Below are 16269 nucleotides of genomic sequence, written 5' to 3'. Positions count from 1 at the left end.
GGGGCTCCTGAAGGAGTAGGGGTGCGCGCGTAAGACGCGCCGACAGCGGGTGCGGTTTGCACCGTGACACGACAGGACCGCCTAAGTCCTGCAATCACCTGATTTCGGGTCTTGGACGGAGGTGGCTCCGTCGTGGCCGACCGCACCGTAACTGTCCGACTTGATGCCGACATCAAGCCTTACCTCGCCGCTCTGGCCAAGGCCGAAGCCGCGACGAAGAAGTTCCGCGACAGTTTCGGCAAGGGCATGCCCGACCCGTTCGAGCCGTGGGACGAGGAGACCGACAAGCGGCGCAAGCGGGCGCCGAAGGATGGCGAACAGATCGCGGGCGCATTCTCCCGATCGTTCTCCCGCCGTCTTGAGGCCGCGTTCCGGTCTCTGCCAAAGGCGAAGATCGACGGCGACTCCAGTGACGCGCAGAAGCGCCTCCAGGAGGTCCGAGCCTCCCTCCAGTCCTTGTCCGCCAAGCAGGTCGGCATCGACATCTACGCCGGCACTGCGCTCGGCGAGATCAAAGATCTGCAAGGCGAACTGGAGCGGCTCGCGCTGCTCGGCGACATCGACGTCAAGGCCGACACCGCCGCGGCGCTCGCCCAACTGCGGACCATCGAGCAGGAAGTCAACAAGCTCAACGGCGTCCACCCCACCGTCCAGCCGCAGGTCGACGCTGCGCAGGCGAGGGCCGAACTCGACGATCTGCGCCGACGTCTTGCGGAGTTGCAGGAGCGCCGAAGGCTCGGCATCGATCTGGACGATGGCGCAGCCAAGTCGGAGATCAACGCGATTCAGCGGGATCTGGAGCGGCTGAACGCCAGCAGCGCCGACCCCAAAGTTCGGGTGGACTCCGCCGCCGCGCTCGCGCAGGTGCGGACCATCCAGTCGGAGATGTCGCGGGTCGACGGACGGTCGGCCCGGGTCAAAGTGGACGCGGATGTCGGCGGCGCGCTCCGTAACATTGCGGTCGTTGCTGCGGCCCTGGCGTCGTTGCCGTCTGCCGTGTCGATCGGCGTCGGTGTGGCGGGCTTGGGCGCGGCGTTCGGTGCTGCTGCTGCTGGCGCTGCCGGGTTCGCCGCGGTCGCCGTACCCGGAATCAGCCGGGTGACGGACGCGCTCAAGCAGGCCGAGAGCGCCTCGGGTGGCGCGGGTGGCGCCGTGAAGAGTGCCGCCCAGAAGGCCGCCGAGGCCGCCTCGTCGGCGCTCCGACTCGCGGAGGCTCAGGACAGGATCAAGGACGCGGCGCAAGGTGTCAAGGACGCCCAGCGCGCCGTCGGCGACGCTATGCGCGACGTCCGTGACCGGCAGGACACCCTCCGGCAGGCACAGGAATCCGCGGCGATAGCAAGCGCTCGCGTCGCCGAGGTCGCCGAGTCTGGTGCTCGCCGCATCGCTGACGCCGAGCGGACAGCGCAGGACGCCCACCGCGCCACCCAGCGAGCACTTGAGGATCTGACGCGGGCCCGCGCCGCAGCACAGGAGAAGCTCGAAGACCTCGCGCTGGCGACCGAGGGCGGCGCTCTAGCCGAGGAGCGCGCCCAGCTCTCACTGAAGCGTGCCCGCGAGAATCTCGCGCGGGTAACGCAGCCGGGCTCGAAGGCCACCGCCACCGACCGGGAGGACGCCGAGCTGTCGGTCCGCGAGGCGGAGTTCGCCGTCAAGCGGATCAAGGAGGCCAACGCCGACCTCGCTGCCGAACGGGCCGACGCGGACCGGAAGGGAGTCGAGGGCTCCGACGAGGTTCTGCGGGCGAAAGAGCAGATCGAGGCGGCCACCCGCCGAGAAGCGGACGCAGAACGCGCGGTAGCGGACGCGCGAACACAAGCAGCCCGCGACGTTTCCGCAGCTCAACGCGATGCGGCGCAGGCGGCCCGCGATGTGGCCCGCGCGCAGCGGGATGTGCAGGACGCGCTCCGCGACGTGGGGGACGCCCAGCGGAAGGTGACCGAGGCCGAGCGTGACGCGCTGCGCGCCAAGCAGCAGCTCAAGTTGCTCCAACTGGAGCAGAAGGCCGCCATGGAGCAGACCGGTGGCGCTGCCGGCGGTGCTGCGTCCAAGGTGGCGGAACTCTCGGCGGAGGAGAAGAAGCTCGCTAAGGCGATCAAGTCGTTCCAGGACGACTACCTCGCCTGGCAGAGATCCTTGCAGCCGAATGTGTTCCCCGTCATCGAGAAGGGCCTTGATGTCCTTCGCGTCGGCATGGATCGTGCGACACCGCTGGTCAAGGGAGGTGCGCAAGGTCTCGACCGGTTCGCTGATGCCTCCAAGAAGGCTCTGCAGTCCAAGGAATGGACGTCGTTCTTCGACGATCTCGGCAAGAAGGCGCCGGATGCGATAGCAGGGCTCGGCGACGCGGCCATCAACGTGGCCGGCGGGCTGCGCGGCATCATCGAAGGATTCCTGCCGTACACGGGACCGATCACCGCCTGGGTTACGGACGTCACTCAGGATTTCGAGGACTGGGGGACCAGCCTCAAGGACTCGAAGGAGTTCAAGGACTTCCTGGCCTACGCTGCTGAGCAGGGGCCGAAGGTCGCGGACATCTTGGGCAACATCGCCAAGTTTGTCGGCAAGGTTGTCGAGCTTGGCGCTGGCGTCGGGTCCAATGTGCTCGATTTCCTGGTCGTCCTTTCGGACAAGCTCGCTGGTCTGGACTCGGGTCAGATCGAGGCCATCGCCAAGGGCGTCGGCCTGATCTTTGCCGCCGTCAAGATCGGCGCGACGCTCAAGCTCGGCGCGCTGGTCGCGCTGGCCGAGGTGCTGTCTGGGATGAGCCCTGGTCAGATCAACGCGCTAGCCGTGGCGATCGGTCTGGTTGTCCTGGCGGTCAAGAGCTACCAGGGCGTTCAGGGAGCGGTCTCGTTCTTTGAGACCTTGTCCGGCGGGATCGACAAGGCGGGCAAGTCCGCAGGGTCCGCTACAGGCAAGCTGTCGAATCTGGGCGGCTTGTTCAAGGGCGGTGTGATCGCTGGATCGGTCACCGCGCTGGCGTTCGCGTTCGACAAGGTCGGCGACGCGCTGGATGGCCTCAACCCGGACATCGACGCTCTGTCGAAGAATCTCGCCCAGTTCGGGCAGGGCGGGAAGCCGGCGGCTGAACTGCTTGATCAGCTCAATCCGAAGTTGCAGTCCACGATCGGCCGGTTTGAGAACTTCGGCGAGTCGGCGGCCCGGTTGGCGTCGGACAACCCGTTCGAGTCCATCAGCGAGTCCATCAGCGGCTTCATCGATGACAGCTTCGGTCTCCAGTTGGACGGCGGACGTCAGGCGATCGACAACCTCGACACAGCGCTGTCCACCATGGTGGCCAACGGCAACGCTGAAGGGGCCGCGCAGGCGTTCAACCGGCTGGCCACGCAGGCGAAGGACGCGGGCGTGCCCGTGGACAAGCTCAAGGAGCTGTTCCCGCAGTACGCCCAGTCGATGAACGGCGTCCCTGCCACAACGGGGGAGGTCGGTACCGCAATCGGGCTGCTGGGGGGCTCGGCCGATGGGGCGCAGAAGGCTCTGGGCGAGGCCACTCAGAAGCTGTCCGACTGGAAATCGTCGCTGGACGAGTTCAACTCCCAGACGGACGCCGCACAGGCGATCCGTGAGATGGAGAAGGCGTTCAAGGACACCAAGTCCGCGATCGACGCAGCGAACGGCCGGCTGGAGCTCACACCTGGATTGACCGGCAAGCAGCGCGATGCGGTCATCGGGGCGCGTGATGCTTTCGCTGGCTACCTGGAGAAGGTGCGGCTGAGCTCGGACGCGCAGGCGACCTTGTCGGGTAGGACGATCGACGCTCGCGACTCGGTCCTGCAGCAACTTCCGGCGCTGATCGACCTGGCCGGCAAGAACCAGTCAGCTCGTGATCAGGTGTTGAAGCTGGCTGAGGCGTATGGCATCTCTCGTGAGGACGCGATCAAGGCATCCAAGGGCGGCCAGGATCTGGTCGAGGTCTTGGCCAAGATCAAGTCCAAGGATGTGCGGATCGGCGTCGATACACACGACGCACAGGAGGCCATCGACGGGTTCATCCGCCTCAACTCCGGGCGCAAGATCCCGATCCAGGTGTACGCCAAGCAGGAGAAGGCCGCAGCGGCGGGCGCGATCATGCGGTACGCGCAGGGCGGGATCGCGCGGATGGCAGCGGGCGGGACGCGCCCTCAGCCGCCGCACATCGTCAGCAAGCCCACCGTCCTGTACGGCGAAGGCAGCAGCGGACATGGCGCGACCGAGGCGTTCATCCCTTATGAGTCCCAGTACCGGTCGAGGGCGATTGATCTGCTGTCGCAGGTCGCCTCGGACTTCGGGCTGGAGGTGTACTCCGCTCGGGCATCGGATCAGGTCGGTGCTCTGACGGGCGCGATTGACGCCACGAACATGCAGGTCGGCACTGGACTCACGGCGGCTACGGGTGCGCTGGAGAACACGCTCGGCCAGGCAGGTTCGCTCACGTCGGCTATCACGCAGGTCGGGGTGACCGCTGCTCAGCTCGACCAGGGCTGGCTGTCGGGCTCTCAGGTGATCGGCGACTCGATCAACCTGCTCGGTGCGGGCGTGGACGGGCTGTCCGGCAGCGTGTACGAGCTGACGCAGACAATCGGCAGCCTAGACGGCAAGGGCGCGTCCTCGAAGTCGAAGGCGGGCTCGTCCAAGGGCGGCATGATCGCGGGTAACCAGCCGGCCAAGAAGGCGTCCAAGGGCGGGTTCGTCCAGGGCAACCAGCCGGTCAACTCGTCGAGGGTGTCGGCGCCGCAGCAGATGCCGGCGTTCTATTCGGCGTCTACCGGTCAGCCTGGCGCGGAGACGGCGAAGGGGGCGGCGGGCGCTTCGAGCGCTGGTCGTAGCGGCTCGCTGATCACGGTGCAGACGATGAACGTCAACAGCAAGTCTGACGCCGACCAGACGGCGGCCTACCTGTATGCGCGGCTCGGTTCCAAGGGGCCCGTCTGACAAGCCCCGGACGGTATGTCCGGGGCTTTCTCATTCCCCTGTTTCACATCAGCGAGGAGGGCGGTTCGGCATGCCCGGACTTATTGCCGCGAGCGCGGCGGATCTGACCCGGCTGCGGTCGGTTCAGCACATCCGTGGCGGGCGAACGCACGCCACACAAGACCAGAGGCGCGAGTTCAGAGACGAGCGCGGGCGGCTGGTTCAGGTGGTTGTCGACCAGCTCGGTAACCGGGTCAGGCGGCGGCGTACGGGCCGGGAGGGTGAGGCGCAAGACGTGAAGATTCTCAACGCGCAGCTCGTCGTCGGCGATGTTCCCGCGCACCTGGTGGATTGGGGGCGGGTGCGATGACGAGTGCACGGATCGCCGCCATGCATGCGCGGCGTGGTCTGGAGTTCCTGGAGATCTGCGACGGCTACGAGGAGCGCCTGGAAGCCGCCAAGCAGGCCGTGGCCGACGACCCGTCCCCGGAGGCGCTGGCTGAGCTGAAGGCGGCCAAGCAGGAGATGCGCGACTTCCGGGCGTGGGCGCGCACGGTCGGCAGCCCGCCTGAGGGCGTGCCCGGCAAGGACGCCACGATCAAGATCGGGGGTGCCGTCGATGGCATGGGGCGGTAGCGGCTGGTACGCCGACACGCTGGTCGACGCGCTGGGCACCACCCAGTACGCGCTCGACCTGGACAACGACCTGTCGAAGCTCGCCCTGTACGGGAACAGCATCACGCCGAACTACGCGACCGCTGACCAGTCCTACAGCACGACAGGCGAAATCTCGGGCACCGGGTACACGGCAGGCGGGGCAGTGATCGCTTCAGCGACGCTGACCGTGGTGACCGCGACCAACGTGTACGTGGTGTGGGACGGCAACGACGTCCAATGGACGTCGTCCACGCTGTCGAACGTAAGGGGCGGCATCGCCTACGCTGACGCGCTGACGCCGAAGCGGCTGATCCTCGGGATCGACTTCGGCAGCTTGTACACGACCGCTGACGGCACGCTTCTAGTCAGTTTTTCTGCAAATGGCATCGGTCGCATCAACGTCATATCGCCGTAGTGAAGTAGAGACCTGAATCGCGCCGCCTTCGGGCGGTTTTTTCATGCCCGCCCACCTGACCGCATGAGGGGGTGGGCATGCCCATCGCGATTGACGGCACGAGCCCGGCCGGAGTAGCGTCCCCGTCCACGCTGACGACGGCGTCGTTCACGCCTCCTGCGGGCAGCCTCCTCGTGGCGTTGGTGATGACCACCGACGGCACCATCTCCAACAGCGGTACTGCGCGAACGTGGACGAACCGCAAGCAACACGGGACCTACACCGGGTTGCGGATCTATACGGCGCCGAACCCGACCGCGTCCGCGCTCACCGTGTCCATCACCGGGGACGGCGCGCTCAAGGTGTTCGTCGTCACCGGCCAGAACGCCTCACCCGCAGGCGCAAACGGTGCAGGCGCGACCACGACCAACAACGCCACGGTCAACGGCTACACCTCGACCGGCGCGAACAGTCGGGGTTTCGTGGCCGCGATCAACTGGGCGGCCGGCGGCGCCCCGTCCAGTACGGATGACGAGTACGCCGCCTTCTATGGCGACTTCGGCATGGGCATGCTGGGCGCTGTTAAGGCGGCTAACTCGGGCGCGTCGGGCAGCACGGTCCAGTTCAACCTGGACGCCGATGGCACTGGCGCCGCCGACTGGGCATGGATCGCACTGGAGATCCTTGCGGGCTCGACGGACGCGACGATCTCCGTGACCGAGGTGGGCGCGGCTGGCGAGGTGCCCGCGCCCTCGATTGCTGCGGCGCAGAACGCGACCGTATCTCCTGCGGTGGTGGCTGCGGCGGGCGAGGTGCCGTCCGCGACCGTCAAGACGGGGCAGACGGCCAAGCCGTCCGCTGTGGATGTGCGGGCCGAGGTGCCTGCCCCGAATGTGGTCGCGGGTTCGGCCACGCTGGTGCAGCCGTCTGTGGTCAACGCTTCGGGCCAGGTCCCTGCCCCAACGGTGTCGGCGTCGCAGGCCGCGACCGCGAGCCCGACTGTTGTGGCCGGGCAGGCCGATGTTCCGTCGCCTACCGTGTCGGCGACGACCGCGGCGACGGTCACGCCTGAAGTGGTCGAGGCGCAGGCGCTGGTCCCGTCGGCGGGCGTATCTGTTCCGATCCTGCCGGGCACGCTTATCACGCAGGACGCGCAGGTGGAGTGGGGCGGCACCGCCTTGTGGGGGACTGGCACCTCCTACAGGCTGCTGGAGATCACCGGCTGGGATGCGAAGCCCCAGCTTGACGATCTGACGCAGGAGGAGCCCGCACGGCACGGAGCGAACGCGGGCGTCAGCTACCTGCAACGCCGCATCGTGACGATCAAGCTGCAGGTTGATGCGCTGTCGGATCCGACCGAGGTGTCCGGGCTGCTCGCTCAGCTCCGGTACGACACCCGCACGCTGCGGGACAACACCCTGTGGACGCTGGTGATCAGGGGTTACACCGAGACGCTGATGGCGTTCGGCAAGGTGATCGACCGGACCGGGGTCATGGACCGGGACTGGTCGATAGGCGCACCAGAGCCCGTCATCACCATCATGTGCCCGGATCCGCGCCGGTACAGCCTGGACCAGCACAGCGTCGTCATCCCCGCCAACGCGTCCTCGCCCATGACGTTGGTGAATGACGGCGACCTGTACACCAACCCCTTGCTGCGGTTCGCTGGCCCGGCCACGAACCCGCTCCTCTACAACGAGACCTTGGACCGGGTTCTCGGCTTCGACATGACGCTCGGCGCCGGTGAGCTGCTGGTGGTCGACACCCAGCGGGGCAAGGTCACGATCGGCAACGTCGACCATGAGGCCGACATCTCCGACACGATCTCGGTGCCGGTGAAGGAGTTTTTCCTCGATGTCGGCTCCAACGAGCTGTCGTACGAGACGGACTCGGGTGGCGCTGGCGGCGTCGAAGTGCTGTGGCGTGACGCGAACGAGTGAGCCCACCTACTGACTAAACACGGGGCGGGGGTGGGTTGTGGCCACCCTGCGCTCCATCTCCTCAGGCCAGGGCACCGGGACGGCGTTCACGGTGTCGAAGCCCCCCGGGGCCAGCGTCGGCGACATCCTGATCGCGTTCCACAGCGTCGCCGACATCTCCCCGTTCGGCATGCTCTCCCCGGTCGGGGGCGTGTCGTGGCAGCTGCTCGGCTCCCGTAGCGACACCGAGTGGGGCGGCACGAAGGTTTGGTGGAAGGTCGCCGGGCCTGCGGAGCCGGCCAGCTACACGTTCCGGCAGGGCGGCGGCGACCTCTACTCCGGAGGGATCGCCTCCATCGTCGCCATCTCCGACCATGACGGGGCGACGCCGCTCATCTCCTCTGCGGAGAACGGGGACGACCCCTTAGTCGGCTGCCCGTCTGTGTCACCTACCGCCGCTCCTGGCGTCACGCTGCGGTGGGCGGCGGCGGTCACCCAGCTCACGCATTCGTGGACGTCCCCGTCCGGCCACACGGAGCAGGTCGAGCGCACCTCCGCCGACCTCACCGCGACCTTGGCGAGCAGGGCCCGACCCGAGGTTGTGGGGACGGGCACGGCAACGTTCACGTTCGTTGCCTCGTTCCCGCCCGTGTTCTCGCACGGGTTCACCGTGGACGTGGGCGGCATCGGGGGTCTGCCTCCGGAACCGCCGCCGTCGATCCCGCCGAGCAAGGACGTCCACTACAAGTACGACTTCTGCGACCTGCGGACGGACAACTTCATTTGCACGCTTGACCCCGACGACGTCTCCTACTCGCGGCTGATCGGAGAACCGGGCTCGTTCCAGGCTTCGATCGACGTCACCAACCGGGACATCGCCGACCAGGTCGCCAAAGTCGTCCCCCGCTGGGTGATGCACGACTCCGAGCCGGACAGCCTCTCGACGGGCCCAGGCCGCACCGTCTGCCACGTCTATCGCAACGGCATCATCTGGGGCAGCTACGCGATCTGGAAGGCCATCGTCAGCTCAGATGGGCGCGGAGCCATCAAGGTGTCCCTGACTGGGGCGTCGCTCGAAAGCTATTTGAACGCCGTCGAGATCCGCGATGATCTCACCTACGAGGCGACTGACCAGCTGGAGATCGCCCGGCAGCTCATCGACGAGATGCAGGCCCTGGGCAACGCGAGTATCGGCCTCACCTCCCAGTCGGGCACGTCAGGCGTCAACAGGGACCGCACCTACCTGGCGGGTGAGACGGCCACGTTCGGGCAGCGGCTGCGCGAGCTCGCCGACGTCGATGACGGGTTCGAGTGGCTGATCCACACCGAAGACCCCGGTGTCGGGGCGCGGACCAAGCTGGTGAAGCTCGGCTACCCCAAGCTCGGCACCAACGCTGACCACGTGTTCAGCCAGCCCGGCAACGTCACCGGGTGGAGCCAGGACATCGACGGTCTCCGTGGGGCTACCTCCTACCGGGCGCGCGGGGAGTCCATCTCCTCCGACGCCTCGACGGCTTCGACGCCGCTCATGTCCGACCCGCAGAACGCGACCGCTCACCTGGCGGCGGGCTGGCCCAGGATCGACAAGACCATCGACTACTCGACGGTCAAGGAAGTCGACACGCTCAACGCGTACGCGGCCCGATGGGCTGCTGAACGGCCCGGAGCGGTCCGCGTCCACCAGGTCAGCGTGCGCCTGGACGACACCGAGTGGACGCCCGCCAACCTGGGCGACTACGCGCGGGTGATGCTCGTCAACGACTGGTGGCCCATCGCCGACGGCGGAGCCAGCTTCAACAACAGGTGGCGGGTCATCGGCATCAACGTGCGCGCCACATCTCGTGACTCCCAGGAGTCCGCAACGCTCGTGTTCGAGGAAGAGGTGGAAATCTAGTGCCGTTGCCTCAACCGGAGGACTACGCCGACCGGATCCGCAAGCTGGAACGGGAAGTGCGCGACCTGCGCTCCAGCCTCACCAACCAGGCCGGCGCCACCAGCGCGTCCCTGGGCTGGCACATCCCCAGCGGCAGTCTCCCCACCGCCCCTGATGACGGCGGCCATCTGACGACGCTGGGCAGCGAACCGTACTGGACGGAGTCGTCCGGCGCCGTCTACAGCCTGAAGAACGCACCGTTCCCGCAAGGCGGGTTCGTTGCCGCCCCTGCGGCGATGACTGCAGGGGCGGCTCCTGGCAGCTACAGCTCATCTCACTCGAACGCGCTGGTGACAGACATCGCCGAGGTGAGGCTGCAACTGATCCGGCTGCTGAACTCGCTCAAGGGATCCAGTCCGCCGATCATCAGCAACTTCTGATCGTGGCCGCCCGTGTGGGCTCGCGCTTCGCCCCTGAGGGAGCGCGGGCGGCCATCCCCAAGTCGTGCCGTCCCGTTCATCGAGGATGCGGGCGGGACGGCACCCCAACTAACGAGGGGTTATACATGAAGCGGTTCGTTCCCCTCGCCGAGCACCCGTTCGAGCTACTGTTCGGGCTGCTGTTCCTGCTCAACGGGGCTGCGATCTCGTTCGGCGCTGGACCACCCGCCAGCATCAACGCCATCCTCCCCGCCGCTGTGGTGCTGGCCTGGGGAGTGATCCAGCTCTTGGCGGGTCTGCTCATCGTCGCCGGGATCGTCCTGCGCTACTGGCGGCCCAACCTGCTCCTGCTCGGGCTGCGCCTGGAACGGGCGGGCCTGTGGCCGCTCGCCGCGGCTGTCGCCGTCTACGGCGTTGTCGTGGTCGCCTACGCAGGCGCCCGAGCCCTCTACACCGCTGGCGTGCTCGCCGCTGTCACTGCCGCCTGCGCGGCACGGGCCAGGACGGTGGCCCGCCTGGAGAAGACCATCGTCAAGTACACGGGAGGTGCGGGTGGCGGCGACTGACTGGCTGACGCCAGCGGCTATCACGCTGATCGCCGGAGGAGCCGGGACCGGCTTAGGTGTCCTGGTGAAAGCCAGGGTCGACCTGCGGAAGACCAAGCTGGAGGAAGAACGGCAGCCAGTCGAGTTGGAGTCCGTTTTCATCGGCGGCGCGGAGCGGGCGGTCTCGGCGTTGTCAGCGGCGTTAGACCGCACGGAAACGAACATCACCCGCCTGGAGAAGGCGCTGTCCGAACGAGACGAGAAGCTCCAGGAGCGCGACCGCCGCATCGCCGACCTGGAACAGGATCTGGCCACCACCCGTCATCGGCTCTCTGAGATGCAGACGCGGTGTGAGCAACTCCAAACCCGGCTCGCTGACCTGAGGATCGAACCACGTGAAGGAGAGGCGCTGTGAAGATTGTTCAGGCCCGCTGGTTCCACAAGGGCCGCATTTCGCCGATCCGCCTCATCGTGGTCCACGACATGGAGATGGCCGAGAAGCCGACCACTGCTGAGTCGTGCGCCCTCATGTTTGCTTCCATGTCGCGGCAGGCTTCGGCTCACGTTTGCGTGGACTCCGACTCCGCGGTCCGATGTGTGAAGGACGCCGACACGGCGTGGGCGGCTCCCGGGGCGAATGCTGACGGCCTACAGATGGAGCTCGCCGGGTTCGCGCGGCAGACGCGCGCCGAATGGCTGGACGAGTACGGGCAGGACCTGCTCGCGCAGGCTGCCGCGGTCGCGGCCAGCTGGTGCAAGACGCACAAGATCCCGGTTAGGAAGCTGAGCCAGGCCGAGCTGAAGGCGGGCAAGAAGGGGTTCACGAGCCACGCTGACGTGTCCGCGGTGTACAAGCGCAGCGACCACAGCGACCCAGGCTCTGGCTTCCCGTGGGATGTCTTCCTGGAGTGTGTACGCCAGTACCTCGCTGACGAGGACGACGGTGACGACGAGCCCGAGGTGCCGAAGTGGACGCGCCGGCTGACGTGGCCGCCCACCACGAAGGGCGACGACGTCCTGACGTGGCAGCGGCAGATGCGCAAGCGCGGCTGGGCCATCACTGTGGACGGCTGGTACTCCGAGAACGACGAGAAGATCTGCATGGCGTTCCAGCGCGAGAAGGGTATCCCGGCGACGGGCGCTGTGGACGAGCGGACCTGGCGGGCCGCCTGGACCGCGCCGATCACGCCATGAGCGATGGCCTGGCCATGCGCCTGTGGCCGTACCAGACGTCTCTTCCGCGGCATCCCGAGCCTGCGGAGGAGAGCACGCCGATCGAGCGCGCGCCTGGCCTCATCGACGAGGCCAACTGACCGCGAACTCGAAAGGAATCCTTTCCAGTTCGCCAACCGAGCGCGGTTCGGAACCTTAATTCTCCGCGTGATTTTATCGCGCCGATTCTTTAGGGCTTCTGAGCTGCGCTTTCGCATGTAACCCATCCCCGAGGAGCATCCTCATGCGCTACAAGAGCGCTGCCATCCTGTCCGCTGCCGCCCTCGCTGCTGGCCTGGTCGGCGCTGTGCCGGCCTCCGCCGACGTCCCTGGTGACGTCCTGCGGATCGTCGAGGTCGGCACCGACGCCATGGGCGCCGACACCTACGCCAACCGCAACCGCGAGTTCGTGCGCTTCCAGAACGTGTCCGGCAGCCCTGTGGACGTCGCTGGCGTCCTGGTCGAGGACAACTGGGCGCACGCCAAGACGCTGTCTGGCGCCGCCCACTCATGCAACACGTACAAGGTCGTGGACCTGCCGGACAACGGCACCACCACGATCGCCAACGGCGAGTACGTGACGGTCTACAACGGCACCCGTGTCGGCGGCGACCGCAAGGTCAACGGCAACGAGTACCAGCTGTTCGCCAACTCGGACGCCGACTGCGGCACCGCCGGCCAGTTCTACAACAACGACGCCGACACCGCCTGGGTGACCAAGTCGGACGGCACCGCGTACTCCAGCAAGTCGTGGGACTGGAACGGTGGCTACACCGTCAAGCCGTAGGAGGCTGGCATGCAGTTCAAGCTGTTCGGCCGGGACCCTGCGGCCATCCTGTACGGCCTGCAGTCGCTGCTCGCGGTCCTGGTCGCGTTCGGTGTGCTGACCGGTGACGCGGCCGACTACACGATGACGGTCGCGGGTGGCGTGATGGCGCTGATCGTGGCGCTGACCACCCGGCCGTTCGTCGTGGCCGCCATCACGGGCGCGGCATCGACGATCCTCACGGGGATCGTCTCGTTCGGGCTTCCTGGTCTGACGTTCAACACGACGCAGCAGGGCGTCATCATCGCCGCTCTTGCCGCAGTCCTGGCCCTGATGCTGCGGCAGAACCAGGAGCCGAAGGAGACGGCGGTTACGAGCGCCTGAGCGCCGCGGCTACGCCAAGTGGATGTACTGGTAGAGACGAGCAAGCCCCCGCTTCCTCCTTCGGGAGGGGCGGGGGCGTTTCGTCATGCGCGCCAGCGCATCGCAGGCCGCGCACGGTCGCTCATTTTGGCAACGGGCTCAGCCGAGCAGCTGCAGAACGCGTTCGGCTTGGACGTGGAGGGTACCAGCGGGATTGTGCGGCGTTGCCGGCCCGTTGGGGCCGAGTTGGAGGAACCAGCCCAATGCGATCAGGCGGCGGAAGTCGCGCACCCGCGTCGCTTCAGCCGGGGCCAGGTAGATGTGGGGCAGGAGCTGGTCTGCGTCCAAGATGCCGTCGAGACGGGAGATGTGTTCGCAGACCTCGCCGAGCTCGAACGCTCGATCGTTGCGGCCCGAGTCTTCCCAGTCGATCAGTTGCACACGACCCTCGCCACTGGACCACAGGTAGTTCGCTCGATTCCCGTCCGCCAGGCCAAGGACGGGCGGCAGCGGGTTGACCATGAGCTCGTCGGGGGTGGTGGAGGCCAGCCACGCGGCCCCCGCGCGGAACGCCTCCTGCACGAGGGGATCGTCGCCGAGGTCGGGCTGCTTGTCGGCCCACGCCCGCGTCTTGTGTACCGCGGCGGCGGGTCCCCACGGGGCAGGCGCGATGGATTCCACTGCATGGGCCGGAATCTGGTGCAGCCGGTTGAGGGCGGTGGCCAATGCCGCGATCTGTTCGTCGGTGGCGTGCTGGCCGCGCAGGATGTGGCCAGGCAATCTGCTCATCACGATCACGGGCGGTTTTGCCTCCAGCTCGGCCTGGATGGGCACGGGTGCGAGGTCGGGCGCGTGCTCGGCCAGCAGGGTAAGCGCTGCCCACTCGCGGCCCGGTTCGCCTCTTCCCCACGAGGTGTAGCGCTTGACCACGACGTCGTCTTGAATGTCGAGGTCGTGGGTGCATCGGCCGAGCGTCATTCGTCCACCTCGCCCTTTCTGTCCCTCGGGCCGGAGGACAATGCGCCCTCCGGCTACGTCCCGCGCAGGAAAGGAAAGGGCTGAGACTACCCCAGGCGGCGGCCCGTTCTCAGGCGAGCCGAGATCGGGGCCCGGGTCAGTGCTGTCGCCGTTGCTCGTTGTTGGGGAGCGTGAACCGGGCGCGGCCCAACGCGGTGTCACGCAGATCCGACAGACGCGGCACCAACGTGAGCGGCAGTTCCTCGGCAGGGTGGAGCAGCCCTCCGCTGACGTCGGCGGTCCAGACGCGGGCGCCAGCGGGCCAGGCCATGTTGAGGCCGATCTCGCCCTTCGGGCACGTTCCGTTGAACGGCGCGGGGATTCCCTGGGTGTTCCAGAACGCGGACACGCCGGTCGCCTTGGGCTGCTCGAACACCGGGTACAGCTGCGGGTAGCGGGGACTGGTGCGCAGCAGCCGGAAGAGCATCTGCCCCAGCAGCCCCGGTGCCGCCCATGCCAGCGTGTCGAACGTGGCCTGGGCGAAGGTGACGGCAGTGGCGTCCTGAGAGGAGTCCAACGCCACGCAGGCGAACAGGTGCGCCAGGCGGCGGCGCACGTACTCCGCCACACCGTCGACCAGGCCGGGCTCGACCTGCCCGATCAGCTCGCGGAGCCGGGCGTGGCCGGGCCGGAACAGGGCCAGGTCGAACAACTGGCCCATGGTGTCCACCGCGGCGAACGCCAGGTCCTTGGACAGGAGCGTGTTCATCTCCCCGACCTCGGCGCAGGCGCGGGTCTGGGGGCTGGTCGAATGCAGCATCAGGTATTCCGACACCGCCTCGAAGTAGGCGTAGCCCAGGAACGGCACCAGGGGCACCGCGCCGGCGAGCTGGTCGAGGAACCGGTCGGCCGGCGTTGCGGCCCCGCACGCGTTCCGGACCAGCATGTCCAGCACGGTCGCGGCCTGCCGGATCCGCTGCATGGCCGCTGCGCGCAGATGATCGTCCTCGGCCGGGGTGAGGAAGGCCCGGTGATCGACGTAGGAGGCCAGGTGCACGGCGCCCAGCCGCAGGTAGTCGATCCCCTTGGCCGGGACAGGCCCTTCGGGGGTGACCTCGATGATCAGGATGTCGCGGTGGGACTTGTTCGCCAGCAACCAGGCGCCCAGGTTGTGGGGCCGCAGTCCGTCGGGGCCGGGGGTGAGCAGGACGCAGTACAGGGCGCCGACCATGCAGCCGGGGGCCTGGTAGAGCTGGCCGCTGGCGCGGATCGCGTTCAGGTTGGCGGTGGTGTGCATGAGGTAGATCGGCCGGCCGCTGGCCAGTGTCTCCAGCAGCGAGCCGGCGCGCATCAGCCAGCCGTTGGGGGTGTGCTGCTGGAGGTAGGTGCTCCATTCGGTGTCGTCGGCGGCCAGGCCGCGGGGGGCCGGGCGCGGCGGGTGGCCGGGGCTGTAGTCGGTGTGCGCGTCCTGCCAGACCGGGTCGGTGGGAGCAGGGGCGGTGATGGTGGACAGGACTTGGTCCATGACGACGGACTCCTAGGGCAGGTGGGAGATGGTGTGGCGGCCGGCGGCGATGGCTTCGTGGTGTGTGGCGCCGTCGAGGCGGGCCTGTTCGCTGGCCAGCATCAGGTCGAAGGCGACGCCGTACATCCAGGCGGGCACGTCCACGCGCAGCCGAGTGCGGTCGGGCCACCAGCGGTCCAGGGGCAGCCGGTAGCGGTCGAGACAGTCGGCGGCCTTGAGCAGGTCGGTCAGCTGCGGGGCCCGCGCGTACACCTCGCGCTGGGCGGGTGAGAAGGTGGTGTAGTCGACGTTGTGCACGCTGATGGCAAAGCGGGCTGCGGTCACCGCCTCGGCCGGCAGATGCAGGCCGAACGAGGCGGTGACGACCTGGTGATGGCGGGCGAGCCAGTGGGCGGCCCGCTGCCCGTGCTCTGGGTCGGTCTGGTCATCGTGGCGGCGGCAGTCGTGGACGGCCGCCGCCAGACGCAGCGCCGCGCGATGATCGTCATCCAGGCCGAGATGTTGGGCCAGCAGGTCCGCCAGCAGGCTGACCCGCGCGTTGTGGCGCACACCATGAATGCCCTCGGCGGCCTGCTCCCGGGTGAACCATGCGACGTCGGGCAGCAGAGGCACGGGGTGATCGGGCACGGCCACGGTGCGGGCCGTCTCGGTGGGCCTGTTCGCCCCGATCCAGCTCAGGGTGGATTGGTCCATGACCTGGTGGC

Annotated in this window: 16 protein-coding genes; 12 read left to right on the top strand and 4 right to left on the bottom strand. The window is 67.7% G+C overall.

The window, feature by feature from the left end:
- Positions 1 to 132 precede the first annotated feature (132 nt).
- Positions 133 to 4935, top strand: a complete 4803-nt coding sequence (locus DMB42_RS11495; protein WP_125633491.1) for a hypothetical protein — start codon at positions 133 to 135, stop codon at positions 4933 to 4935.
- A gap of 43 nt (positions 4936 to 4978) precedes the next feature.
- Here DMB42_RS11495 and DMB42_RS11490 read toward each other — a convergent pair whose 3' ends face one another.
- Complete coding sequence (locus tag DMB42_RS11490; RefSeq protein WP_125633489.1) at positions 4979 to 5257, bottom strand: hypothetical protein; 279 nt, start codon at positions 5255 to 5257, stop codon at positions 4979 to 4981.
- Positions 5258 to 5280: 23 nt separating this feature from the next.
- Between DMB42_RS11490 and DMB42_RS11485 the strand changes: the two genes are divergently transcribed.
- The 11 genes from DMB42_RS11485 to DMB42_RS11440 all read left to right on the top strand — a co-directional run bounded on the left by DMB42_RS11485 (position 5281) and on the right by DMB42_RS11440 (position 13104).
- A complete protein-coding gene (locus DMB42_RS11485; protein ID WP_125633487.1) occupies positions 5281 to 5550 on the top strand; it encodes a hypothetical protein in 270 nt (89 codons plus the stop codon).
- Positions 5534 to 5986 (top strand): hypothetical protein, encoded by a 453-nt coding sequence (locus DMB42_RS11480; protein WP_125633485.1) that lies wholly within the window; start codon positions 5534 to 5536, stop codon positions 5984 to 5986. Before DMB42_RS11485 ends, DMB42_RS11480 begins: the two co-directional genes overlap by 17 nt.
- Before the next feature lie 77 nt (positions 5987 to 6063).
- Positions 6064 to 7905: a phage tail family protein gene (locus DMB42_RS11475; protein WP_125633483.1), complete on the top strand. Its 1842-nt coding sequence runs from the start codon at positions 6064 to 6066 to the stop codon at positions 7903 to 7905.
- Positions 7906 to 7942: 37 nt separating this feature from the next.
- Positions 7943 to 9778, top strand: a complete 1836-nt coding sequence (locus DMB42_RS11470) for a hypothetical protein (protein WP_125633481.1) — start codon at positions 7943 to 7945, stop codon at positions 9776 to 9778.
- 5 nt (positions 9779 to 9783) lie between these two features.
- Entirely contained in the window at positions 9784 to 10197 is a 414-nt protein-coding gene (locus DMB42_RS11465; protein WP_125633479.1) for a hypothetical protein, read from the top strand.
- A 125-nt stretch (positions 10198 to 10322) separates the two neighbouring features.
- Entirely contained in the window at positions 10323 to 10763 is a 441-nt protein-coding gene (locus DMB42_RS11460; protein ID WP_125633477.1) for a hypothetical protein, read from the top strand.
- Positions 10750 to 11157, top strand: a complete 408-nt coding sequence (locus tag DMB42_RS11455) for a hypothetical protein (RefSeq protein ID WP_125633475.1) — start codon at positions 10750 to 10752, stop codon at positions 11155 to 11157. The genes DMB42_RS11460 and DMB42_RS11455 overlap by 14 nt, the downstream gene beginning before the upstream one ends.
- Positions 11154 to 11936 (top strand): peptidoglycan-binding domain-containing protein, encoded by a 783-nt coding sequence (locus DMB42_RS11450; protein ID WP_125633473.1) that lies wholly within the window; start codon positions 11154 to 11156, stop codon positions 11934 to 11936. The genes DMB42_RS11455 and DMB42_RS11450 overlap by 4 nt, the downstream gene beginning before the upstream one ends.
- Positions 11933 to 12055: a hypothetical protein gene (locus DMB42_RS54885; protein ID WP_260477626.1), complete on the top strand. Its 123-nt coding sequence runs from the start codon at positions 11933 to 11935 to the stop codon at positions 12053 to 12055. Before DMB42_RS11450 ends, DMB42_RS54885 begins: the two co-directional genes overlap by 4 nt.
- Before the next feature lie 143 nt (positions 12056 to 12198).
- Positions 12199 to 12741, top strand: coding sequence for a hypothetical protein (locus DMB42_RS11445; RefSeq protein ID WP_125633471.1), 543 nt, complete (start codon positions 12199 to 12201; stop codon positions 12739 to 12741).
- 9 nt (positions 12742 to 12750) lie between these two features.
- Complete coding sequence (locus DMB42_RS11440) at positions 12751 to 13104, top strand: hypothetical protein (RefSeq protein WP_125633469.1); 354 nt, start codon at positions 12751 to 12753, stop codon at positions 13102 to 13104.
- A 138-nt stretch (positions 13105 to 13242) separates the two neighbouring features.
- Here the strand turns inward: DMB42_RS11440 and DMB42_RS11435 are convergent, their stop codons facing one another.
- The 3 genes from DMB42_RS11435 to DMB42_RS11425 all read right to left on the bottom strand — a co-directional run bounded on the left by DMB42_RS11435 (position 13243) and on the right by DMB42_RS11425 (position 16258).
- A complete protein-coding gene (locus DMB42_RS11435) occupies positions 13243 to 14061 on the bottom strand; it encodes a phosphotransferase family protein (protein WP_125633467.1) in 819 nt (272 codons plus the stop codon).
- Between the two features lie 136 nt (positions 14062 to 14197).
- Complete coding sequence (locus tag DMB42_RS11430; RefSeq protein WP_125633465.1) at positions 14198 to 15565, bottom strand: hypothetical protein; 1368 nt, start codon at positions 15563 to 15565, stop codon at positions 14198 to 14200.
- Between the two features lie 12 nt (positions 15566 to 15577).
- Entirely contained in the window at positions 15578 to 16258 is a 681-nt protein-coding gene (locus DMB42_RS11425) for a hypothetical protein (protein ID WP_125633463.1), read from the bottom strand.
- Between the last annotated feature and the right edge of the window lie 11 nt (positions 16259 to 16269).

It is taken from the genome of Nonomuraea sp. WAC 01424, from assembly GCF_003947315.1.
GTDB classification, from domain to species: domain Bacteria; phylum Actinomycetota; class Actinomycetes; order Streptosporangiales; family Streptosporangiaceae; genus Nonomuraea; species Nonomuraea spiralis.
Note: the sequence above shows the minus strand (reverse complement) of the source record. Positions and strands in the feature narration are given on the sequence as shown.